Annotated in this window: 17 protein-coding genes; all 17 read right to left on the reverse strand. The window is 62.2% G+C overall.

The window, feature by feature from the left end; translation table 11 throughout:
• Positions 1-2 precede the first annotated feature (2 nt).
• Entirely contained in the window at positions 3-272 is a 270-nt protein-coding gene (gene fliQ, locus HFK74_RS06655; protein ID WP_008058625.1) for a flagellar biosynthesis protein FliQ, read from the reverse strand.
• Positions 269-1,027: a flagellar type III secretion system pore protein FliP gene (gene fliP, locus HFK74_RS06660; protein ID WP_180202841.1), complete on the reverse strand. Its 759-nt coding sequence runs from the start codon at positions 1,025-1,027 to the stop codon at positions 269-271. Before fliP ends, fliQ begins: the two co-directional genes overlap by 4 nt.
• Complete coding sequence (fliO, locus tag HFK74_RS06665) at positions 1,027-1,479, reverse strand: flagellar biosynthetic protein FliO (RefSeq protein WP_180202842.1); 453 nt, start codon at positions 1,477-1,479, stop codon at positions 1,027-1,029. Before fliO ends, fliP begins: the two co-directional genes overlap by 1 nt.
• Positions 1,480-1,938: a flagellar motor switch protein FliN gene (gene fliN / locus HFK74_RS06670; RefSeq protein ID WP_180202843.1), complete on the reverse strand. Its 459-nt coding sequence runs from the start codon at positions 1,936-1,938 to the stop codon at positions 1,480-1,482.
• A 63-nt stretch (positions 1,939-2,001) separates the two neighbouring features.
• Positions 2,002-2,970, reverse strand: coding sequence for a flagellar motor switch protein FliM (gene fliM / locus HFK74_RS06675; RefSeq protein ID WP_180202844.1), 969 nt, complete (start codon positions 2,968-2,970; stop codon positions 2,002-2,004).
• 9 nt (positions 2,971-2,979) lie between these two features.
• A complete protein-coding gene (gene fliL / locus HFK74_RS06680; RefSeq protein WP_180202845.1) occupies positions 2,980-3,477 on the reverse strand; it encodes a flagellar basal body-associated protein FliL in 498 nt (165 codons plus the stop codon).
• 271 nt (positions 3,478-3,748) lie between these two features.
• Entirely contained in the window at positions 3,749-5,035 is a 1,287-nt protein-coding gene (locus tag HFK74_RS06685; RefSeq protein WP_180202846.1) for a flagellar hook-length control protein FliK, read from the reverse strand.
• Between the two features lie 101 nt (positions 5,036-5,136).
• Positions 5,137-5,487, reverse strand: a complete 351-nt coding sequence (locus HFK74_RS06690) for an Hpt domain-containing protein (protein WP_180202847.1) — start codon at positions 5,485-5,487, stop codon at positions 5,137-5,139.
• A gap of 30 nt (positions 5,488-5,517) precedes the next feature.
• A complete protein-coding gene (locus HFK74_RS06695) occupies positions 5,518-7,224 on the reverse strand; it encodes a fused response regulator/phosphatase (protein WP_180202848.1) in 1,707 nt (568 codons plus the stop codon).
• A gap of 5 nt (positions 7,225-7,229) precedes the next feature.
• Positions 7,230-7,529, reverse strand: a complete 300-nt coding sequence (locus HFK74_RS06700) for an STAS domain-containing protein (RefSeq protein ID WP_180202849.1) — start codon at positions 7,527-7,529, stop codon at positions 7,230-7,232.
• Between the two features lie 217 nt (positions 7,530-7,746).
• The gene (gene fliJ, locus HFK74_RS06705; RefSeq protein WP_042955322.1) at positions 7,747-8,196 is read right to left on the reverse strand and encodes a flagellar export protein FliJ; all 450 of its coding nucleotides are present in this window, start codon (positions 8,194-8,196) and stop codon (positions 7,747-7,749) included.
• A gap of 6 nt (positions 8,197-8,202) precedes the next feature.
• On the reverse strand, positions 8,203-9,561 hold the full coding sequence (gene fliI, locus HFK74_RS06710) for a flagellar protein export ATPase FliI (RefSeq protein WP_008058601.1): 1,359 nt from the start codon (positions 9,559-9,561) through the stop codon (positions 8,203-8,205).
• Positions 9,551-10,333, reverse strand: coding sequence for a flagellar assembly protein FliH (fliH, locus tag HFK74_RS06715; RefSeq protein WP_180202850.1), 783 nt, complete (start codon positions 10,331-10,333; stop codon positions 9,551-9,553). The genes fliI and fliH overlap by 11 nt, the downstream gene beginning before the upstream one ends.
• 4 nt (positions 10,334-10,337) lie before the next feature.
• Positions 10,338-11,357, reverse strand: a complete 1,020-nt coding sequence (gene fliG, locus HFK74_RS06720) for a flagellar motor switch protein FliG (protein ID WP_180202851.1) — start codon at positions 11,355-11,357, stop codon at positions 10,338-10,340.
• Positions 11,350-13,137, reverse strand: a complete 1,788-nt coding sequence (gene fliF / locus HFK74_RS06725; RefSeq protein WP_180202852.1) for a flagellar basal-body MS-ring/collar protein FliF — start codon at positions 13,135-13,137, stop codon at positions 11,350-11,352. The genes fliG and fliF overlap by 8 nt, the downstream gene beginning before the upstream one ends.
• 15 nt (positions 13,138-13,152) lie before the next feature.
• Complete coding sequence (fliE, locus tag HFK74_RS06730) at positions 13,153-13,482, reverse strand: flagellar hook-basal body complex protein FliE (RefSeq protein WP_180202853.1); 330 nt, start codon at positions 13,480-13,482, stop codon at positions 13,153-13,155.
• 225 nt (positions 13,483-13,707) lie between these two features.
• Complete coding sequence (locus HFK74_RS06735; protein ID WP_180202854.1) at positions 13,708-15,084, reverse strand: sigma-54 dependent transcriptional regulator; 1,377 nt, start codon at positions 15,082-15,084, stop codon at positions 13,708-13,710.
• Between the last annotated feature and the right edge of the window lie 5 nt (positions 15,085-15,089).

Raw genomic sequence — 15,089 nt, forward strand, 5'->3', positions numbered from 1 at the left:
GTTTAGCCGATGACCTGCGGAATACTGCCGTACAACTGCAGGATGTATTCCATGAAGGTCTGCACCAGCCATGGGCCGGCCACGATCAGCGTTACCAGCATCACCAGCAGGCGCGGCAGGAAGCTCAAGGTCTGTTCGTTGATCTGGGTCGCGGCCTGGAACATCGCCACGATCAGGCCAACCAGCAGGCTCGGGATCACCAGCACCGCGACCATCAGCGTGGTCAGCCACAGGGCTTCGCGGAAGATGTCGACGGCGACTTCAGGCGTCATGGCGACACACCGCCGAAGCTGCTGGCCAGGGTGCCGATGATCAGCGCCCAGCCATCGACCAGCACGAACAGCATGATTTTGAACGGCAGGGAAATGATCAGCGGCGAGAGCATCATCATACCCATGGCCATCAGCACACTAGCCACGACCAGGTCGATGATCAGGAACGGGATGAAGATCATGAAGCCGATCTGGAACGCGGTCTTGAGCTCCGAGGTGACGAACGCCGGCACCAGGATGGTCAGCGGCGCCTGGTCCGGCGTGGCGATGTCGGTGCGCTTGGACAGGCGCATGAACAGCTCCAGGTCACTGGTGCGCGTCTGGGCCAGCATGAAGTCCTTGATCGGCACCTGGGCCTTGGCTACGGCATCCTGGGCGGTCATTTTTTCCGCCAGGTAGGGCTGCAAGGCGTCCTGGTTCACCCGGTCGAACACCGGTGCCATGATGAACATGGTCAGGAACAGCGCCATGCCGGTGAGGATCTGGTTCGACGGCGTCTGCTGCAAGCCCAAGGCCTGGCGCAGGATCGAGAAGACGATGATGATCCGGGTGAAGCTGGTCATCAGCATGACGAACGCCGGGATGAAGCTCAGCGCGGTCATGATCAGCAGGATCTGCAGGCTGACCGAGTACTCCTGGGCGCCTTCGGCGTTGGTGCCCAGGGTGATGGCCGGGATCGACAATGGATCGGCGGCGAACGCCAGCGGCGCGGCCAGCACCAGGGCCAGCGTCAAGATGATGCGCAGCGCACCCATTACTTCTTATCCTTCTGATCCTTGCCCATCAACTCCATCAGGCGCTGGGCAAACTCGGGGGTGGCTTTTTCAGTCCCGCTCGGCACTTGCACCGGCTCCTTGAGCACATGCAACGCGGTGATGGTGCCCGGGCTCAGGCCGAGCAGGATCTGCTCGTTGCCGACCTGCACGAGCATCAAGCGATCACGGGGCCCCAGCGCACGGGAGCCGATCAACTCGATCACCTGCCCCTTGCCGGCCGGCCCGGCCTGTTGCACCCGGCGCAATAGCCAGGCGAGGAAGAAAATCAGCCCCAGCACCAGCAACAAACCGAACACCAGTTGCGTCAGTTGCCCGGCCACGCCGCTGTTGACCGCAGGCGCGGCGGTGGCATTGGCGACGGGCTCGGCGGCCAGCACAAGGCACGGCAACGCCAGCGCCAACCCCGGCAAAACACCCAGAAGCCTTTTCACTCAGCGCAACTTCTTGATGCGTTCGCTTGGGCTGATCACGTCAGTCAGGCGGATGCCGAACTTCTCGTTGACCACCACCACTTCGCCATGGGCGATGAGGGTGCCGTTGACCAGCACGTCCAGCGGCTCACCGGCCAGGCGATCGAGTTCGATGACCGAACCCTGGTTGAGCTGCAACAGGTTGCGGATGTTGATGTCGGTGCTGCCGACCTCCATGGAGATCGACACCGGGATATCGAGGATCACGTCCAGGTTCGGGCCTTCCAGGCTCACCGGATCGTTGTTCCTCGGCACGCTGCCGAACTCTTCCATGGGCATGCGGTTGGACGAAGAACGGCCAGCATCGGCGGCCAGCAAGGCGTCGATATCGGCCTGCCCGGCGTCACCGGTTTCTTCAAGGGCCGCAGCCCATTCATCAGCCAGCGCCTGGTCGTCCAGGGTATTCATATCGTCAGCCATCATTTGTCCTCGGCGGGCAACTCTTCAATGAAGAGTGAATTAATAGGGGGGCGTTGCGCCGCTTCAACGGCGCTCGATCGGCTCGATCACTTGCAGCGCAAGGTTGCCCTTGTGCGAGCCCATCTTGACCTTGAAGGCCGGCACGCCGTTGGCGCGCATGACCAGTTCTTCCTGCATGTCCACGGGAATCACATCCCCCGGCTGCATGTGCAGGATGTCGCGCAGCTTCAACTGGCGACGGGCAACTGTGGCGTTGATCGGTACATCGACGTCCATCACATCCTGGCGCAAGGCGTTGACCCAACGCTCGTCCTGGTCGTCGAGATCGGACTGGAAGCCGGCATCGAGCATTTCGCGGACCGGTTCGATCATCGAGTAAGGCATGGTCACGTGCAGGTCACCGCCACCGCCATCGAGTTCGATGTGGAAGGTCGACACCACAATGGCTTCGCTCGGGCCGACGATGTTGGCCATGGCCGGGTTCACTTCCGAGTTGATGTACTCGAAGTTCACTTCCATGATCGCCTGCCAGGCCTCTTTCAAGTCGACGAAGGCTTGCTCCAGGACCATGCGCACCACACGCAACTCGGTCGGGGTGAATTCACGCCCTTCAATCTTGGCGTGGCGACCATCGCCACCGAAGAAGTTGTCTACCAGCTTGAACACCAGCTTGGCGTCGAGGATGAACAGCGCAGTGCCGCGCAGTGGCTTGATCTTGACCAGGTTGAGACTGGTCGGCACGTACAGCGAGTGCACGTATTCGCCGAACTTCATCACCTGCACGCCACCGACCGCCACGTCTGCCGAGCGGCGCAGCATGTTGAACATGCTGATGCGCGTGTAGCGGGCAAAACGCTCGTTGATCATTTCCAGGGTCGGCATGCGTCCACGGACGATGCGATCCTGGCTGGTCAGGTCGTAGCTCTTGACGGTGCCGGGTTCGGCAGCGGTATCGGTCTGTACCAGACCATCGTCGACGCCATGCAGCAGCGCGTCGATCTCATCCTGGGACAGCAGGTCCTGCACGGCCATGTCGTGTTCCTACTGCAGTACGAAATTAGTGAAAAGCAACTGTTCGATCACCACTTTGCCGAGCTCTTTCTGCGCCACTTCCTGGACGCTGGCCGTGGCCTTCTGGCGCAACATTTCCTGGCCGACAGGCGAGGCCAGGGTCGCGAAATCCTGGCCGGAAAACAGCATCACCAGGTTGTTGCGGATCACCGGCATGTGCACCTTGAGCGCGTCCAGATCCGCCTGGTTGCGCGCGAGCATGGTGATGCTCACTTGCATGTAGCGCTGGCGACCGCCCTGGTTGTAGTTGGTAACGAACGCCGGGGCCATTGGCTCGAAAACGGCAGGCTGTTTGCCCACGGGGGTGGTTTCGGCCACGACGGCAGGCTTGCTGGCACTGTGCATGAAGTACCAGGTCGCCCCCACGGACAAGCCGATCGCCAGCAGCAGCGCCACCACGATCAAGATGATCAGCTTGAGTTTGCCTTTGGTTGCGGGGTCTTTTACTGCTGCGTCGCTCTTCGCCATGCCAATAATCCGTCACTATTCGGTTTTTACAGTCGCGCGACAAGGCAGGAGCAAGTGTTATGCCAACGATCGGATCTGCAAGCCCCACAAACCCATGTGGGAGCCTTTGTGGTGAGGGGATTTATCCCCGTTGGGCTGCGAAGCGGCCCCAAAACCATCACTCGCATTGGATCGGGTAAACCGCATATAACGTTTTTACGACAGCTGCGCTGCCGAACGGGGATAAATCCCCTCACCACAAAGGCTCCCACAGGGTTAGTGCGGCCCTTGATCAGGCGTAGTAGTCGACGGCGCTGGAGCCGATCACTCGGGTAGCCGTTGCGGCCACTTCAGTCACGCTCGGGGTGATCTCGTCATCCATCGAATCAAGGCGACCGTTGCCAGCACCGGCACGTCCACTCTGCGCCTGCTGCTGCCCCTGATCCTGCGATCCCCGGGACTGGTCGGAGACGTTGACGTCGACCTGGCCCATGCCCTGCTGGGTGAACATGTCGCGCAAACGCTGCATCTGGCCGTCCAGTGCTTCACGCACGCCCGGGTGCGCGCTCATGAACGTCACCTGGGTCTGTTGATCGGGCACCATGTTCACCCGGATGTCGAGGCGGCCGAGCTCGGCCGGCTGCAACTGGATGTCGGCGGCCTTGAGATTGGCGCTGGACAGGTACATGACCCGGTTCACCACTTCTTCGGTCCAGCCGCCCTGATGCATGGCGATGGGCTGGTTGACCGGCAGGGCATTGGCGGTTTTTGGCGTGGCCGCCTGGGTCAGTGCCGCCAGACGGTTGGCGAAATCGTCGACCCGGGTATCACTGCTGGCAGACTTGAGGTCCTTGAGCCCCTCATCGATCAGGCCACTGAAGGCCTGGTCGCCACCCTGGCCGGTACGGTCCTTGTCGGCTTGCACATCGAGCATGTTCGCCATGCCGGCGGCGAAGGTCTGCGCCGCGGTGCGCTCGCCGTCCACCTCTGCCGTTGCCGCCTTGGGTTGTGCCTGGCTTGAGGCCGAGACATGGCCGCTCTGCTCCATGGCCATGCGCAGTGCTGGCAAGGCGTCGAGCGGGTCGGCTTCGGGATCGAAACCAGCGTCGGTGGCCGGGACGGCTGGCGGGATGACCGACGCAACGATCGCTTCGACAGCGGGCGAATCAGCCACGTCAGGCGTCGCGACCGCAGGCAACGGGGCAGGATCAACAGGCACGGTATCGGCGACCACTGCCTGCCCGGCGTCCGTCGAATCGCTGGCGGGCTTGTCGTCGGCTTGCGCCGGTTTGTCCGCGGGCAAGCTTTTGCCGCTATCGGCAACGGCAGGCTTCTCGGCGGCAGCGTTATCCTTGACGGCTTCCTTTTTACCGGCGCTGTCGGCCACCTTGTCACGTGCTACTTTCGAAGGTCCGTCAGCAGTCGCTACAGATGCGTTGCGGCCTTGTCTGGCGTAGACCTGAGAGAAGCTGGACGCCTTGTCCCCAGGCTCGGCGGCCACCTTCGTGGAAGGCGCGGCGGCGGCCTGACTCTTGGCCTGGGCGGTGGCCTGGAGGAGAGAATTTGGGGTAAAGGGCATTTAACGGTCTCCGCTGCACTGGGATCGTAGGTGCAGTTAACAGAGTTGATAGCAAGGGGCGGGCCAGTTTCACTCGATGCCGACGAAAAGCGCCTGAGGCTTCAACTTTCCGCCAGGGACCGCTGCCGCTCAGCTTCGTAAAGAGGTCGAACGATCGCGAACTCAACGTCGATCGCAGCGACCAGCGCCTGGATTTGGGAGCGCGAAAGCTTTTCAGCATTTTTCTCAAGCTCGCCACATAGCGCGACAAGCTTGACCGCCCCCATATTGCTGCTGCTGCCTTTGAAGCTGTGCGCCACGTCTACCAGCTGCGCAGCGTTCCCCGCCTTGTGCAACGCTTGCAGGCGCTCTTCGGAATCGGCGAGAAAGGTATCCAGCAACTGCGGATACGCGTCCTCCATGACCTCGCGCAACGCGCTCAACGCGTCCAGGTCCAGATGTTTGTCAGTCACTTGTTCGCTCCCTGATCAAGAATTTACGGATTATGCCAGAGCCTTCCAGAGAAACTCCACGCGGGCACTTCGTCCATCGTCGGACCAGCTTGCGTTCTGCCCCAGCTGACGGATCAAACTGACGCCGCGCCCGGACAGACGGACAGGATCGACGGGACGCTCCAGCACCCGTCCGACATCGAATCCCTTGCCGCTGTCCTCGACACGAATCACCAGGCACCCGCCCTCGCCGTCCGGCGTGACCTGCAAATGCACCCGGACATAACCGTCCTGCAGCTCGTCCAGACGTGCATTGCGTTGTTGATAGTAGCGGGTGAAACCCGACACATCGCGCTTGAGGCTGGAGTCCAGCCCCAGAACGCCATGCTCCAGGGCGTTGGAGTACAACTCCGCCAGAACACTGTAGAGCGCCCCGCTCTGAGCCCGCAGACCGTGCACTTCCTGTAGCAATTGCAAGAGGTAGGGCAATGGATTGAAGCGTTTGAGCGTTGCGCCGCGAAACTCGAAAGTGGCCGACCAATCCAGGGGGCAGGACTGGCCGCTGTCGGAATACACCGGCACCGGCGCATTCGTCTGCGCGGGCGCAGGCAGGCTGACCTCGACCATGCTGACGTCGTCGCGTGCCTCACCGCGAAAGTCTCGCAGCGCCTGCTCGATGTCCTCGAACAAGGTGTCGGGCTGACGATTGGCAGCAAATACCTGCTGCAACCGCTGCACACCGAACAGCTGTTCATCGGCATCGCAGGTATCGATCACGCCGTCGGACAACAGGAACACCCGATCACCCACGGCCATCGGAAACACTTCGGTGCGATCATCGAAAGTTTGCGGGCTCAGCACGCCCAACGGTAGATGCCGCGCCGTCAGTTCCGTTCGCGTCCCGCTGGTGACGCTGTGCAGGTAACCGTCCGGCATGCCGCCATTCCAGACCTCCACCGAGCGGCTCTGGAAACTCAGGCACAGCATCGTGGCGCAGCAGAACATGTCCACCGGCAGGATGCGCTTGAGCTTGGCGTTCATCTCGCGCAGGGTTTCCGCCAGGCCGTAACCCTTGGCGGTCATGCCGTAGAAGACTTCGGCCAGGGGCATGGCACCCACGGCGGCGGGCAGGCCATGGCCGGTGAAATCACCGAGCAGGACATGCATGTCCCCTGCCGGGGTGAACGCGGCCAACAGCAAGTCGCCGTTGAACAATGCGTAGGGCGATTGCAGGTAGCGGATATTGGGTGCATTCAGGCAGCCGGAATGGGCCACCTTGTCGAACACCGCCTTGGCCACGCGCTGCTCGTTAAGCAAATACTCATGGTGCCTGGCGATCTGGTCGCGCTGCTGCACGACGGTGGCCTGCAGGCGCCGCAAGCGGTCCATCGCCTTGATTTTGGCGGCGAGGATCACCTGGTTGTAGGGTTTTGCCAGAAAATCGTCACCCCCGACCTCCAGGCAGCGGGCCAGCGCCTGGCTTTCCGACAGCGAGGTGAGGAAGATGATCGGCACCAGGGTTTCCCCGGCCAATTCCTTGATTTGCGCAGCGGCCTCGAAGCCGTCCATCACCGGCATCATCGCGTCCATCAATACCAGCTGCGGGCGTTGCTGGCGAAACACGTCAACCGCTTCGGCGCCGTTGGCGGCCGTCAGCACTTGATGCCCCTGGCGGCGGACGATGCTCGACAGCAGCATACGGTCGGCCGCGCTATCTTCGGCGATCAGGATCATCAGCGATTCGAGTGCCGGTTGCACGCTGGTCAACTGATGTCGAACAGCTTGTCGAAGTTGGAAATGGCGAGGATTTTCCTCACGTCACAACTGCTGTTGACCACGCGGATATCGGAATCGTCGCCGCCAGCGTGATCACGCAACAGCAGCAACATGCCCAGGGCGGAACTGTCGAGGTAGGTGGCTTCTTTCAAGTCGACGACGACTTCCGCGAGCGCCTTGTCTTCGTAGGATTGACGAAATTCCTGATGCTTGGCGAAATCGAATCGTCCCTTGACCGATATCGTCAACTTTTGCCCATCCGGGGAGACTTCCGTAACGACTGACATGTCATGGCTTCCTTGTCGTTGGTAAGAATGCTTGTACAAGGTTTAGCATTTGGTAGAGGTTGGGGCAAGGTAGCAAATTTCGGTGCCTGTGGGATTGTTCGCCTGTAGGAGCGAGGCTTGCCCGCGAAGAACGATGACGCGTTGCTGCAGATACACCGCGGCGTCTTGTTCGCCGGCAAGCCTGGCTCCTACAAAGCGAGAACGATGACGCGGATAATTAATACGCATCATGCCGCGGCAACCGCTGGGACAATTCATCCAGCAGCTTCTGCTCGCGCTTGTCCTCCAGCGCCCGCGCTTCGTCCTGGTAGCGCTGTACCAGCTTACGCAAGCCTTCGACCCGGGCGAACGCCTGCTGCCAGGTATCCCGCGCCTTGTTCAGATTGTTCTGGTGCCAAGCCAGGCTTTGCCGCTGTTGATCGATGGCCGTGCCCAACTGCGCGAGGAAACCCTGGTACCCCAGCAACCATTGGCCGGACACGCCGCTGCTGCCGCGTACGATCCACTGCTCCTGATAGTCGAGCCGAAAGGCCTCGAGGTCGGCCAGTTTGCTTTCGGCCAGTCGCACCTGCCCCTGGAAGTGCCCCAGGCGCTGGACCGCGGTTTTCTCGGCCTTCTCGGCCATTTCCACCACGGGGGCCAGGCGGCCCGCCCGAGTCTGGGCCATGGCCGGTTAACCGCCCGCCGCGGGCGCGAAGATCGAGGCGAGATACGCTTCGCTTTCGCCCAGGCTGATGCTGTCGTTGAGGCCCTGGCGCAGGTATTTTACCAGTTGCGGCTGCAGGGAAATTGCCAGGTCGGTCTCGCGGTCACCGCCGGCCACATAGGCGCCGACGCTGATCAGGTCGCGACTTTGCTGATAGCGCGACCACAACTGCTTGAAGTACTGCGCCCGGGTCATGTGTTCGGGCGACACCACCGCCGGCATGACCCGGCTGATGGAGGCCTCGATGTCGATGGCCGGGTAATGGCCTTCCTCGGCCAGGCGCCGCGACAGTACGATGTGCCCGTCGAGCACGCCCCGCGCCGAGTCGGCGATCGGATCCTGCTGGTCGTCGCCTTCGGACAGCACGGTATAGAACGCGGTGATCGAACCACCGCCCTTCTCGGCATTGCCCGCGCGCTCCACCAGTTTCGGCAGCTTGGCGAACACCGAGGGCGGATAACCCTTGGTCGCCGGCGGTTCGCCGATGGCCAGGGCGATTTCCCGCTGGGCCTGGGCGAAACGGGTCAGCGAATCCATCAGCAGCAGGACGTTCTTGCCCTTGTCGCGGAAATACTCGGCAATGCGCGTGCAGTACATGGCGGCCCGCAGGCGCATCAGCGGCGCATCGTCGGCGGGCGACGCCACCACCACCGAGCGCTTGAGCCCTTCTTCGCCGAGGATGTGCTCGATGAACTCCTTGACCTCACGACCCCGCTCGCCGATCAGGCCGACGACGATGATGTCGGCCTCGGTGAAGCGCGTCATCATCCCCAGGAGTACGGATTTACCGACGCCCGTACCGGCGAACAACCCGAGCCGCTGACCGCGCCCGACCGTCAACATGCCGTTGATGCAACGAATGCCCACATCCAGGGGCTCGCTGATCGGCTCGCGCTTGAGTGGGTTGATGGTCGGGCCGTCCATAGGCACCCAGTCTTCGGCCTTCATCCCGCCCTTGCCGTCCAGGGCGCGGCCAGCACCGTCGAGTACGCGCCCGAGCATGCTCATGCCCATCGGCAAGCGACCGCTGTCGGACAAGGGAACCACCCGGGCACCGGGGGCGATGCCAGCCACGCTGCCCACCGGCATCAGGAAGACCTTGCTGCCGGAAAAGCCCATGACTTCGGCTTCGACCTGCACCGGATGGTAACTGTCATCGTTGATGACCATGCAGCGGCTGCCCATGGCCGCGCGCAAACCCTCGGCCTCGAGGGTCAGGCCGACCATGCGCAGCAGGCGGCCTTCGAGGATCGGAGCGCCTGCCAGTTCGATCGCCCCGGCATAACTGCCCAGGCGCTTGGCGAAACTGGTGCGTTCAAGGCGCATCGGGAGCCGCCACGGGTTTGCTTGCGCCGGACAACTCGATGCTCAAATCCGCCGCCGCCGGGTGCAAGGCTTGTTCGTGAAGCTGGTCGAACAGCTTGTCCATCACCTGCGCGACACGAGTTTCGACTGTGGCGTCGATGCGGCTGTGTTCGGTTTCGACCCGGCAACCACCGGGCAACAGCGCCTCGTCCTCGACGATGCGCCAGGTTTCCTCATGCCGCTCGCGCAGGGCTTTGACCTGGGCGAAATCCTGCGGATTGATGTACAGTCGCACGTTGTTAACGCCCAACGGCAACAGCTTGAGGGCTTCGCGCATGACGTGCTCGATCTGTGTCGAATCCATCGCCAGTTCGCGCTGAATCACCTGTTTGGTCATGTGCCGCACGAGTTCGACCAGGGCCTTTTCAATCTGGGTGTCTTGTTCGGCGATGGGCTCGAACAGCTGCGCCATCAATTTATCAAGGGCGGCGATCTTGGCCGACAACGCCACTTCAGCTTCCTGACGAACCTTGAGCGTGGTGCTATGGAACCCTTCCTTCTCGCCCACCGCGAAGCCTTCGTTGTAGGCTTCCTGGCGAATGCTCTCGAGTTCCTCGAGGGTCAGTGGCTGGACTTCCTCCAGCGGCACTTCCTCCATTTCCGGCGGCTCGGGTTCGGGCTCGGGCTCAGGCTCGGGGGCCGGCGGATCGAAGCTGGGCAGCGCCCAGGTATCGAACCCACTGACATCCCTGGCCCGGATCAGGTCAGAGGGCTGCTCATCGTTCTTGGCCATGGCGTTAGATCATTTCCTCGCCGCCCTTGCCGCCGAGCACGATTTCGCCCGCCTCGGCCATGCGACGGGCAATGGTGAGGATTTCTTTCTGCGCGGTTTCCACATCGCTGACGCGCACCGGGCCCTTGGCCTCGAGATCGTCGCGCAACAGCTCGGCCGCACGCTTGGACATGTTCTTGAAGATCTTCTCCTTGACGCTTTCGTCCGAGCCCTTGAGGGCCAGCACCAGCACGTCGGAGGACACTTCACGCAGCAACGCCTGGATACCGCGGTCGTCAACATCGGCCAGGTTGTTGAACACGAACATGAGGTCTTCGATCTGACCGGAGAGGTCTTCATCGACTTCGCGGATCGAGTCCATGAGCTGGCCTTCGATCGAGCTGTCGAGGAAGTTCATGATGTCTGCCGCGCGCTTGATGCCGCCCAGGTTGGTGCGCGAAGCATTGGAGTTGCCGGAGAACTGCTTCTCGAGAATCTGGTTGAGTTCCTTGAGGGCTGCAGGCTGCACGGTGTTGAGCGAGGAAACCCGCAGGATGATGTCCAGGCGCACCTTGTGGTCGAAGTTGCCCAACACTTCACCGGCCTGATCCGGATCGAGGTACGCCACCACGATCGCCTGGATCTGTGGGTGCTCGTAGCGAATCACGTCGGCGACCGCGCGCGGTTCCATCCACTTCAGGCTGTCCAGGCCGCTGGTATTGCCGCCCAGCAGGATACGATCGATCAGGCCGTTGGCCTTGTCTTCGCCCAGGGCCTGGGTGAGCATTTTGCGCACGTAGTCATCGGAACCGACGCCCAGGCTGGTCTGGTCGCCGACGATGTCGACGAACTCGCTCATCACCTGCTCGACCTGCTCGCGGTGCACGTTACCCATCTGCGCCATGGCCACGCCGACACGCTGGACCTCTTTGGGCCCCATGTGGCGCAACACCTGGGCAGCGTCGGTCGAGCCCAGCGACAGCAGCAGGATCGCGGCTTTGTCGACCTTGCTCAGTTTGGCGGCAATGGCTCGGTTATCACTCATCTGCGTTAATCCACTCTTTCACGACCTGGGCGACACGACCCGGATCTTCTGCCACCAGGCTCTTGATTGCGTTCAACTGCGCGTCATAGCCTTCGCTCGGGCTCGGCAGCAGGATGCTGGTCGGGCCACCGAGGCTGATACGGTCGTTGCCCAGCTCGCCGTCCAGGCCGCCCATGCCACCGAGCTCGACGTCGCTGCCGATACCCGCCAGCTGCTTGCCCTTGCCGCCACCGGTGATGTTGTTGAGCACAGGGCGCAACACACCGAACACCAGCACCAGAATGAACAGGACGCCCAGCAGTTGCTTGACGATGTCCCAGAACCACGGTTGGGAGTAGAACGGAATATCGGCAATCACTTCACCGCGCTCGGCGGAGAACGGCATGTTGATCACGCTGACGCTGTCGCCTCGGCTGGCATCGAAACCGACCGCATCCTGGACCAGGCGGGTGAAACGCGCCAATTCATCGGCAGTCCACGGCGCACGGGTGGTTTCGCCGTTGGCCGGGTTGATCTTGACCTGGTCATCGACCACCACCGAGACCGACAGGCGATTCAATCGACCCTGCTGTTGCTTGGTGTGGCTGATGGAGCGGTCGAGCTCAAAGTTCTTGGTCGATTGCTGGCGCTTGTCCGCCGGATACGGTGCGAGCATTGGCTGGCCGGTGGCCGGGTCCATGACTTGCTGGCCGTTGGCATCGAGCAATGGCTGGCCAGGCTGCACCATGCCGGCCGACGCGGTGGCGCCACCGGTGGTTTGCGGCGCCGAGGCTGGCGACGGTGGCTGGTTGCTCAGGGCACCCGGCACACCTTGTGGTCCGTTGCTGGCGGTACGCTGTTCGTTGACCGACTGCTCGCTTCGCAACGCCGGCTGGTCCGGGTTGAATTGTTCGGAGGTGGACTCGACGGCGCTGAAGTCGACATCGGCCGAGACTTCAGCCTTGTAGCGGTCGTTGCCCAGCACCGGTTGCAGAATATTGTGCACGCGCTGGGTGAGCATGCTCTCCATGCGGCGGCTGTAATCGAATTGCTTGCCGGCCATGGTCAGTTCGGAGTTTTCCGCCTGATCGGACAGCAGGTTGCCTTTCTGGTCGACGACGGTGATCTGCGATTTGCTCAGTTCCGGAACGCTGGTCGCCACCAGATTGACGATGGCCACGACCTGGCCCGGCTCCAGCGAACGCCCGGAATACAGCTCGACCAACACCGAAGCGCTCGGCTTGCGCTCATCGCGCACGAACACCGAACTTTTCGGGATCGCCAGGTGCACGCGGGCACCCTTGACGTTGTTCAGGCTGGAAATGGTGCGCGCCAGTTCGCCTTCAAGGCCGCGACGATAACGGGTCGCTTCCATGAACTGACTGGTACCCAGGCCCTGTTCCTTGTCGAGGATCTCAAAACCGATGTTGCCGTCGCTGGGAGTGACACCAGCGCCCGCGAGCTTGAGGCGCGCACGGGACAGGTCTTCGGCCTTGACCAGCAAGGCACCGGAATTGGGTTCGACGCTATAGGCGATATCGGCGGCAGCCAGGGTATCCATCACCTGCTTGGCGTCCATGCCGGCAAGGCTACCGTACAATGGACGGTAGTCCGGCTGCTGGGACCACAACACCACGGCAAAGCCAATCGCCACGCTCGCGGCCAGGCCGACCATCAGGCCCACCTGGCGCAGCATGGTCATCTCGGAGAGGTTTTCCAGGAAGGACAACCCGAACAGCGGCGGCTTGCCGTCTACGGAGTTGGCCTTGGCCGGAACATTGTCAGCGATTGCATCTGCCATGACTCAATCTCGTCCTTAAACCGGCATCTGCATGATGTCCTGGTACGCCTGAACCAGCTTGTTGCGCACCTGGGTCAATGCCTGGAAAGACACACTGGCCTTCTGCGAGGAAATCATCACGTCCGTGAGGTCGACACCGCTCTTGCCGATCTCGAAGGCATTGGCCAACGCAGTGGAAGCCTGCTGGGTGTCGTTGACCTTGTTGACGGCCTGACCGAGCATGTCGGCAAAGCTGCTGCCATTCACTTCAGGGACGGCGGCAGTCGATTTCGGCGCAGACATGGCGTCCATTTGCATGGCGCGCATATCCAGCATCAATCGATTGAATTCAATACCTTGGCTCATGCTCTATTCTCTCTGGCGGCCCGCAATTTTTTGACGCTCACTCAGCGGGTAACGAGGTGTTAGCAACAAGGGTGCCAGCTCCGCGCCCACCTCAAACAAAAGGGCCTTGCATCAAACGCTCCATTGTGGGAGCCGGCTTGCCGGCGAAGGCGTCCATGAAAGCGGTGCAAATCTCTAGGGCCTCTTCGCTGGCAAGCCAGCTCCTACAAGGGCTGCATTGCCGCGTCAGGTGGCAAACAAATACGCTTCCACATCCATGCCGGCATCGCGCATCTGCGCCAGCTTGTAGCGCAAGGTGCGCGGGCTGATGCCCAGGCGCTCGGCGGCCTCTTTGCGGCGACCGCGCTCGGTGCGCAAGGTGTCGATGATCATCTGGAACTCGCGGCGCCGCAGATCGTCGCCCAGCGCTCCACCAGACTCGGCCTCGACCACCACCACTGGCGTCGCTACCGACGGCAACGGCGCGCAAGCGATCGGTCCGCTCAGGCAGAAATCCTGCGGTTCGATGATGCCGCCCTGCTGCAGGATCAGCGCGCGCTGCAGCGCATTGTCCAGCTCACGCACATTGCCCGGCCACGGATAGGCGATCAGGCACGCCTGGGCCGCGGGCGAAAGCCTTGCCGCCGCATGCTTCATTTTATTGACGTGCTTGGCTAACAGTCGCTCGGCCAACGGCAGGATATCGGCGGTACGCTCGCGCAAAGGCCGCCAGGCCAGGGGGAATACCGACAGGCGATAGTACAGGTCTTCACGGAAACGCCCCGCCGCCACCTCACCCGCCAGGTCCCGGTTGGTGGTCGCGACCACGCGGATATCCAGGGCTATCGGCTTGCGCCCACCCACTCGCTCAACCTCGCGCTCTTGCAGCACCCGCAGCAATTTGGCCTGCAGGCCCAGGGGCATTTCGGAGATTTCATCGAGCAGGATTGTCCCGCCATCGGCCTGTTCGAACTTGCCGGCCTGCGCCGCGATAGCGCCGGTGAACGAGCCCTTTTCGTGACCGAAGAGCGTGGCCTCCAGCATGTTGTCCGGAATCGCCGCGCAGTTGATCGCAATGAACGGCTGACTGGCCCGATGAGAATGTTGGTGAATGTAGCGCGCCAGCACCTCCTTGCCGGTGCCGGACTCTCCGGAGATCAGCACCGTGGAATCACTGCGCGCCACCCGCGCGGCCAATTCCAGCAACTGCGCACTGGCCGGCTCGAATGCTACAGGCCCTTCATGATCGGTACTGCCGATACGGCCCAGCGCATGCCGTGCGACCAGGTCCAGCAGCGCCTTGGGCTCGAACGGCTTGACCAGGTAATCCGCCGCGCCCTGGCGCATCGCATCCACCGCGCGCTCGACGGCACCGTGCGCCGTCATCAGCAACACCGGCAGTTGCGGCTGTCGTGCCCGCAGCAAAGCGAGCAATTGATGACCATCCATGCCCGGCATGTTGACGTCGCTGACCACCAGGTTGAACGCCTCGTCCGCCGCAGCTGCCAGGGCTTCCTGCGCCGACGCCACGGCCTTGTAATCGTGGCCGGCGAGCAACAGCGTGTCTGCCAGCGCTTCGCGCAACGCGCGGTCATCCTCGACCAGTAGAACCTTGATAGCCATGAGCC

The sequence above is a fragment of the Pseudomonas sp. SbOxS1 genome (assembly GCF_013416725.1).
GTDB lineage: Bacteria > Pseudomonadota > Gammaproteobacteria > Pseudomonadales > Pseudomonadaceae > Aquipseudomonas.

Coding starts and splice junctions, on each gene's coding strand:
- fliQ (WP_008058625.1), bottom strand. CDS start 272: ATGACGCCTGAAGTCGCCGTCGACATCTTCCGCGAAGCCCTGTGGCTG.
- fliP (WP_180202841.1), bottom strand. CDS start 1,027: ATGGGTGCGCTGCGCATCATCTTGACGCTGGCCCTGGTGCTGGCCGCG.
- fliN (WP_180202843.1), bottom strand. CDS start 1,938: ATGGCTGACGATATGAATACCCTGGACGACCAGGCGCTGGCTGATGAA.
- fliM (WP_180202844.1), bottom strand. CDS start 2,970: ATGGCCGTGCAGGACCTGCTGTCCCAGGATGAGATCGACGCGCTGCTG.
- fliL (WP_180202845.1), bottom strand. CDS start 3,477: ATGGCGAAGAGCGACGCAGCAGTAAAAGACCCCGCAACCAAAGGCAAA.
- HFK74_RS06685 (WP_180202846.1), bottom strand. CDS start 5,035: ATGCCCTTTACCCCAAATTCTCTCCTCCAGGCCACCGCCCAGGCCAAG.
- HFK74_RS06700 (WP_180202849.1), bottom strand. CDS start 7,529: ATGTCAGTCGTTACGGAAGTCTCCCCGGATGGGCAAAAGTTGACGATA.
- fliJ (WP_042955322.1), bottom strand. CDS start 8,196: ATGGCCCAGACTCGGGCGGGCCGCCTGGCCCCCGTGGTGGAAATGGCC.
- fliI (WP_008058601.1), bottom strand. CDS start 9,561: ATGCGCCTTGAACGCACCAGTTTCGCCAAGCGCCTGGGCAGTTATGCC.
- fliH (WP_180202850.1), bottom strand. CDS start 10,333: ATGGCCAAGAACGATGAGCAGCCCTCTGACCTGATCCGGGCCAGGGAT.
- fliG (WP_180202851.1), bottom strand. CDS start 11,357: ATGAGTGATAACCGAGCCATTGCCGCCAAACTGAGCAAGGTCGACAAA.
- fliF (WP_180202852.1), bottom strand. CDS start 13,137: ATGGCAGATGCAATCGCTGACAATGTTCCGGCCAAGGCCAACTCCGTA.
- fliE (WP_180202853.1), bottom strand. CDS start 13,482: ATGAGCCAAGGTATTGAATTCAATCGATTGATGCTGGATATGCGCGCC.
- HFK74_RS06735 (WP_180202854.1), bottom strand. CDS start 15,084: ATGGCTATCAAGGTTCTACTGGTCGAGGATGACCGCGCGTTGCGCGAA.